General features: G+C 68.8%; 7 protein-coding genes and 1 tRNA gene. 1 reads left to right on the top strand and 7 read right to left on the bottom strand.

Features of this window, described 5'->3' with window-relative positions:
• From nuoF to VLI41_RS01450, 7 genes are all read right to left on the bottom strand, one after another.
• Positions 1-1,115 (bottom strand): NADH-quinone oxidoreductase subunit NuoF (gene nuoF / locus VLI41_RS01480; protein WP_325266279.1); only part of this gene is annotated, 1,115 nt, incomplete at its 3' end.
• 1 nt (position 1,116) lies between these two features.
• Positions 1,117-1,329 carry a hypothetical protein gene (locus VLI41_RS01475; protein WP_325266278.1) on the bottom strand — a complete coding sequence of 71 codons (213 nt, stop codon included), beginning with the start codon at positions 1,327-1,329 and terminating at the stop codon, positions 1,117-1,119.
• Positions 1,326-1,988, bottom strand: a complete 663-nt coding sequence (gene nuoE, locus VLI41_RS01470; RefSeq protein ID WP_325266277.1) for an NADH-quinone oxidoreductase subunit NuoE — start codon at positions 1,986-1,988, stop codon at positions 1,326-1,328. Before nuoE ends, VLI41_RS01475 begins: the two co-directional genes overlap by 4 nt.
• A complete protein-coding gene (locus VLI41_RS01465; protein ID WP_325266276.1) occupies positions 1,985-3,211 on the bottom strand; it encodes an NADH-quinone oxidoreductase subunit D in 1,227 nt (408 codons plus the stop codon). Before VLI41_RS01465 ends, nuoE begins: the two co-directional genes overlap by 4 nt.
• Positions 3,208-3,849: an NADH-quinone oxidoreductase subunit C gene (locus VLI41_RS01460; RefSeq protein WP_325266275.1), complete on the bottom strand. Its 642-nt coding sequence runs from the start codon at positions 3,847-3,849 to the stop codon at positions 3,208-3,210. The genes VLI41_RS01465 and VLI41_RS01460 overlap by 4 nt, the downstream gene beginning before the upstream one ends.
• Entirely contained in the window at positions 3,846-4,463 is a 618-nt protein-coding gene (locus VLI41_RS01455; protein ID WP_325266274.1) for an NADH-quinone oxidoreductase subunit B family protein, read from the bottom strand. Before VLI41_RS01455 ends, VLI41_RS01460 begins: the two co-directional genes overlap by 4 nt.
• The gene (locus tag VLI41_RS01450) at positions 4,433-4,810 is read right to left on the bottom strand and encodes an NADH-quinone oxidoreductase subunit A (protein ID WP_325266273.1); all 378 of its coding nucleotides are present in this window, start codon (positions 4,808-4,810) and stop codon (positions 4,433-4,435) included. Before VLI41_RS01450 ends, VLI41_RS01455 begins: the two co-directional genes overlap by 31 nt.
• Before the next feature lie 201 nt (positions 4,811-5,011).
• Between VLI41_RS01450 and VLI41_RS01445 the strand changes: the two genes are divergently transcribed.
• A tRNA-Asp gene (locus VLI41_RS01445) sits at positions 5,012-5,088 on the top strand.
• The last annotated feature ends 98 nt before the right edge of the window (positions 5,089-5,186 follow it).

Genomic DNA, 5,186 nt, shown 5'->3' with positions numbered 1-5,186 from the left:
TCGCCGGTGACCATCCGCTCCATCACCCGCCACATCCAGCCGGTGCCTTCGCGGCAGGGCGTGCACTGGCCGCAGCTCTCGTGCTTGTAGAAGTAGGCCGCCCGGGCGATCGCCTTCACCAGGTCGGCGTCCTTGTCCATGACGATCAGGGTGCCGGTGCCCAGTCCCGACTTGCGCGCCGCCAGGTCCTCGAAGGTCATGACCGCTTCCTCGGCCTGCTCGGCCGGGATCATCGGCATGGAGATCCCGCCGGGAACCACGGCCTTCAGGTTGCCCCAGCCGCCGCGCACGCCGCCGAAGTACTCCTCGATCAGCTGGCGCATCGGGATGCCGATGGCGTCCTCCACCACGCAGGGCTTGTTCACGTGGCCGGAGGCGGCGAACAGCTTGGTGCCGGTCGACTTCTCGGACCCGAAGCCCGCGAACCAGTCGGCGCCGCGCCGCAGGATCGTGCCCACCACGGCGATGGATTCGACGTTGTTCACCGTCGTCGGGCAGCCGTAGATGCCGGCGCCGGCCGGGAACGGCGGCTTCAGCCGCGGTTGGCCCTTCTTGCCCTCGAAGCTCTCCATCAGCGCGGTCTCGTCGCCGCAGATGTAGGCCCCGCCGCCGTGCGTCACCCGCACGTCGCAGTCCCAGCCGTGGAGGTTGCCGGGGCCGATCAGCTTGGCCTCATAGGCCTGCCTGATCGCCGCCTCGAGCCGCTCGCGCTCGAAGACGTACTCGCCGCGGATGTAGATGTAGGCGGTGTGGGCGCGGATGCCGCGGCAGGCGATCAGGCAGCCCTCGATCAGGAGGTGCGGGTCGTTCCTGAGGATCTCCCGGTCCTTGCAGGCGCCCGGCTCGCTCTCGTCGGCGTTGACCAACAGGTAGTGCGGCCGCTCGCTCTCCTGCTTGGGCATGAAGGTCCACTTCAGCCCGGTGCCGAAGCCCCCGCCGCCGCGGCCGCGCAGGCCCGAGGCCTTGATCTGGTCGCAGATCCACTCCGGCGTCTGGGCGACGATCTCCTTCGCGCCATTCCAGCAGCCGCGCCGCCGGGCGCCCTCCAGCCCCCAGTCATGGAGGCCGTAGAGGTTGGTGAAGATGCGGTCCTTGTCGGCCAGCAGACCCGCCACGCTACGCTCCCCCGCCTGTTCGCCTGAGGCCCGCGATGAACCAGATCTGCGCCCCGAAGCCGATCGCGAGCGCGCCGGCGAAGGCCGCCAGGGCCCAGCCGAGATGCAGGCCGAAGTAGCCGGCGGCGGCCGCCAGGGCCGCCACGATCGCGGCCAGGTCGATCGCCCCCATGATCATCAGGCGGCGCTTGGCGGCTTGCAGATCGATGCTCACGCCTGCTCCTTCGCCGGAAGGTTCGGGATGGTGAGCGGCCTGGCCCGCGAGCCGTCGTAGAGCGAGGGATCGGTCAGCGTCACAGGCCCGCCCTCCGGCGCCGAGCCTTGCCGGCCGATCGCCGAGCCGGGCTTGGGATGCTTGCCGGCCGCGAAGTCGTCGATCAGCCGCTCGAACGCCTCGGGCGTCAGGTCCTCGTAGTAGGCGTCGTCGATCGCCGCCATCGGCGCGTTGGCGCAGGCCCCCATGCACTCGACTTCCTGCCAGTAGAGCTTGCCGTCGGCCGAGCGGTGGTCGTGCGGCCCGATGCGGCGCTTGCAGACCTCCATCAGGGCCTCCGAGCCGCGGAGCTGGCACGGCGTCGTGCCGCACACCTGGATCAGCGCATGCGTGCCGACCGGCTCCAGCATGAACATCGTGTAGAAGGTCGCGACCTCCAGCACGCGGATCACCGGCATGCCCAGGAGCTCGGCGACCGCGCGGATGGCGGGCTCCGGGACCCAGCCCTCCTGCTTCTGCACCAGCCACAGGATCGGGATCACCGCCGAGGCCTGCCGGCCCGCGGGGAAGTTGGCGATCCAGCGCTTCGCCGCCTTCAGCGTCTCCGGCCTGAAGGCGAAGCTCGCGGGCTGCTCGACGGCCAGGCGGCGGACGCTCACCGGTCGATCTCCCCGAACACGATGTCGAGCGAGCCCAGGATGGCCGAGACGTCGGCCAGCATGTGGCCGCGGCTCATCCAGTCCATCGCCTGCAGGAAGGCGTAGCTCGGCGCGCGGATCTTGCAGCGGTAGGGCGTGTTGGTGCCGTCCGAGACCAGATAGACCCCGAACTCGCCCTTGGGCGCCTCGACGCAGGCGTAGATCTCGCCGGGCGGCGGGCGGTAGCCCTCGGTGTAGAGCTTGAAGTGGTGGATCAGCGCCTCCATCGAGCGCTTCATCTCGCCGCGCCGGGGCGGGGCGATCTTGTGGTCGTCGGAGAGCACCAGACCCGGCGTCTTCTGCAGGCGTTCGCAGCACTGCTGCATGATCTTCGTCGACTGCCGCATCTCCTCCATCCGGCAGAGGTAGCGGTCGTAGCAGTCGCCGTGCACGCCGACCGGGATCTCGAAGGCCATGTCGTTGTAGGCGGCGTAGGGCTGCGTGCGCCTGAGGTCCCACTCGATCCCGGAGCCGCGCACCATCACCCCGGAGAAGCCCCAGGCGAGCGCCTCGTCCTTGGTCACCTTGCCGATGTCGACGTTGCGCTGCTTGAAGATGCGGTTGTCGGTGATCAGGCCCTCGATGTCGTCGAGCACCCGGGGGAACCCGACGCACCAGTCGGCGATGTCGGCGACGAGGTCCGGCGGCAGGTCCTGCCGCACGCCGCCGACCCGGTAGTAGTTGGCGTGCATGCGCGCGCCCGAGGCCCGCTCGTAGAACACCATCAGCTTCTCGCGCTCTTCGAAGCCCCACAGCGGCGGGGTCAGCGCGCCCACGTCCATGGCCTGGGTGGTGACGTTGAGCAGGTGGTTCAGGATGCGGCCGATCTCGTCGTAGAGCGTGCGGATCAGAAGCCCGCGGATCGGGACCTCGACGCCGATCAGCCGCTCGATGGCGAGCACATAGGCGTGCTCCTGATTCATCGGCGCGACGTAGTCGAGGCGGTCGAAGTAGGGGATGGTCTGCTGGTAGGGCCTGGCCTCCATCAGCTTCTCGGTGCCGCGGTGCAGCAGGCCGATGTGCGGGTCGACCCGCTCGACCACCTCGCCGTCCAGCTCGAGCACCAGCCGCAGCACCCCGTGGGCCGCCGGGTGCTGCGGTCCGAAGTTGATGTTGAACTTGCGGACCGGCGTTTCCGGCAGGTCGGCGTTCATCGGCAGGGCGGGCGCGGTCTCGCCGGTCATGGCTTGCCCCCGCGCTTGTCCTCGAGGGCGGCCTTCTCGTCGCCGGGGATCGGGGCGAAGCCCTTCTCCACGCCCTCCCAGGGCGAGAGGAAGTCCCACTTGCGCCACTCCACCGACTTCACCGGCTCGTAGACCACGCGCTTCAGCTCGTCGTCGTAGCGGACCTCCACGTAGCCGGTCATCGGGAAGTCCTTGCGCAGCGGATGGCCGTGGAAGCCGTAGTCGGTGAGGATCCGCCGCAGGTCCGGATGACCCTCGAAGAAGATGCCGTACATGTCGAAGGCTTCGCGCTCGTACCAGTCGGCGCAGGGGTAGACCGCGGTGACCGAGGGCACGGCGGAGTCCTCGTCGGTCTCCAGCTTCACCCGGCAGCGCAGGTTCCTGGTCATCGAGAGCAGGTGATAGATCACGTCGAAGCGCCGCTCGCGCTCGGGATAGTCCACGCCGGTCAGGTCGATCAGCTGCTGGAACCCATGGGTGTCGCGCAGATACCGCATGGCCTCGACGATGCGCGGCCCCTGCGCGGTGAGGTTCAGGTCGCCATAGGCCACGTGGAAGCCGGTCAGCGCGCCGGCGCTGTTGGCGACGAGCCTCTTTCCGAGCTTCTCCAGCTCGGCGGACTTATGCGGCCAGGTCATCGGACGATGGTCCCGGTCCGGCGGATCTTCTTCTGCAGCTGCAGCACACCGTAGACCAGCGCCTCGGCGGTCGGCGGACAACCGGGCACATAGACGTCCACCGGCACGATGCGGTCGCAGCCGCGCACGACGGAGTAGCTGAAGTAGTAGTAGCCGCCGCCGTTGGCGCACGAGCCCATGGAGATCACGTAGCGCGGGTCCGGCATCTGGTCGTAGACCTTGCGCAGCGCCGGAGCCATCTTGTTGCAGAGCGTGCCCGCCACGATCATCACGTCCGACTGGCGTGGGCTGGCGCGCGGGGCGAAGCCGTAGCGCTCCAGGTCGTAGCGCGGCATCGAGGCCTGCATCATCTCCACCGCGCAGCAGGCCAGCCCGAAGGTCATCCACATCAGCGAGCCGGTGCGCGCCCAGGTGATCAGGTCGTCCAGGCCGGCGGTGATGAAGCCCTTGTCGGCCAGCTGCTGCGAGACGCCGTCGAAGTAGGGATCGTGCCGCCTGGGGTCGTAGCCTTCGACCCCGCTGCGCGCGCCCGCGCCCGCAGCAACGCCAACCGGGTCGCGGCCCCCCTCGCCGGCGGGCGCGATCACTCCCATTCCAGGGCTCCCTTCTTCCACTCGTAGATGAAGCCCACGGTGAGCACGCCCAGGAAGGCCATCATCGACCAGAAGGCGAACTGGCCCGTCGCCGCCGGCAGCTTCATCAGCGCCACCGCCCAGGGGAACAGGAAGGCCACTTCCAGGTCGAAGATGATGAACAGGATCGAGACCAGGTAGAAGCGGACGTCGAACTTCATCCGCGCGTCGTCGAAGGCGTTGAAGCCGCATTCGTAGGACGACAGCTTCTCGGGGTCGGGCGCATTGGGCGCGAGCACCCAGGCGGCCAGAATGAAGGCGAGGCCCAGCGCCCCCGCAATCCCCAGGAAGATCACGATGGGCAGGTACTGAAGGAGGAACGCGGTCATGGAATCCTCGGGAGTCGGGCGCCCTTCTAGACCAGCCATTCTCCCGATTCAAACGGGGCTTGGCGTACCGATGAAACCTCACGGACCGGGCCCGAAAACTCACGGAAGACGGGCCGGGCGCCGCGACCACTCTTCCGTTGACACGATTCCGGCCGGGACCTATCAGACGCGCCTTCGCGACGGGGCCGTGCGGCCCCCTGTGCGGGTGTAGCTCAGTTGGTTAGAGCGCCGGCCTGTCACGCCGGAGGTCGCGGGTTCAAGTCCCGTCACTCGCGCCACCTTTTTCAGATGTCCGAAGGCCCGAGCGGCCCAAGCGCCGCGATCAGCGGCTTCAGGCGCTCGGCGTGGGCCCGCCAGCCGCCCACCGAGGCCGACG

The sequence above is a fragment of the Phenylobacterium sp. genome (genome assembly GCF_035475775.1).
GTDB lineage: Bacteria > Pseudomonadota > Alphaproteobacteria > Caulobacterales > Caulobacteraceae > Phenylobacterium.
This window is presented reverse-complemented; position numbering and strand designations above follow the sequence as displayed.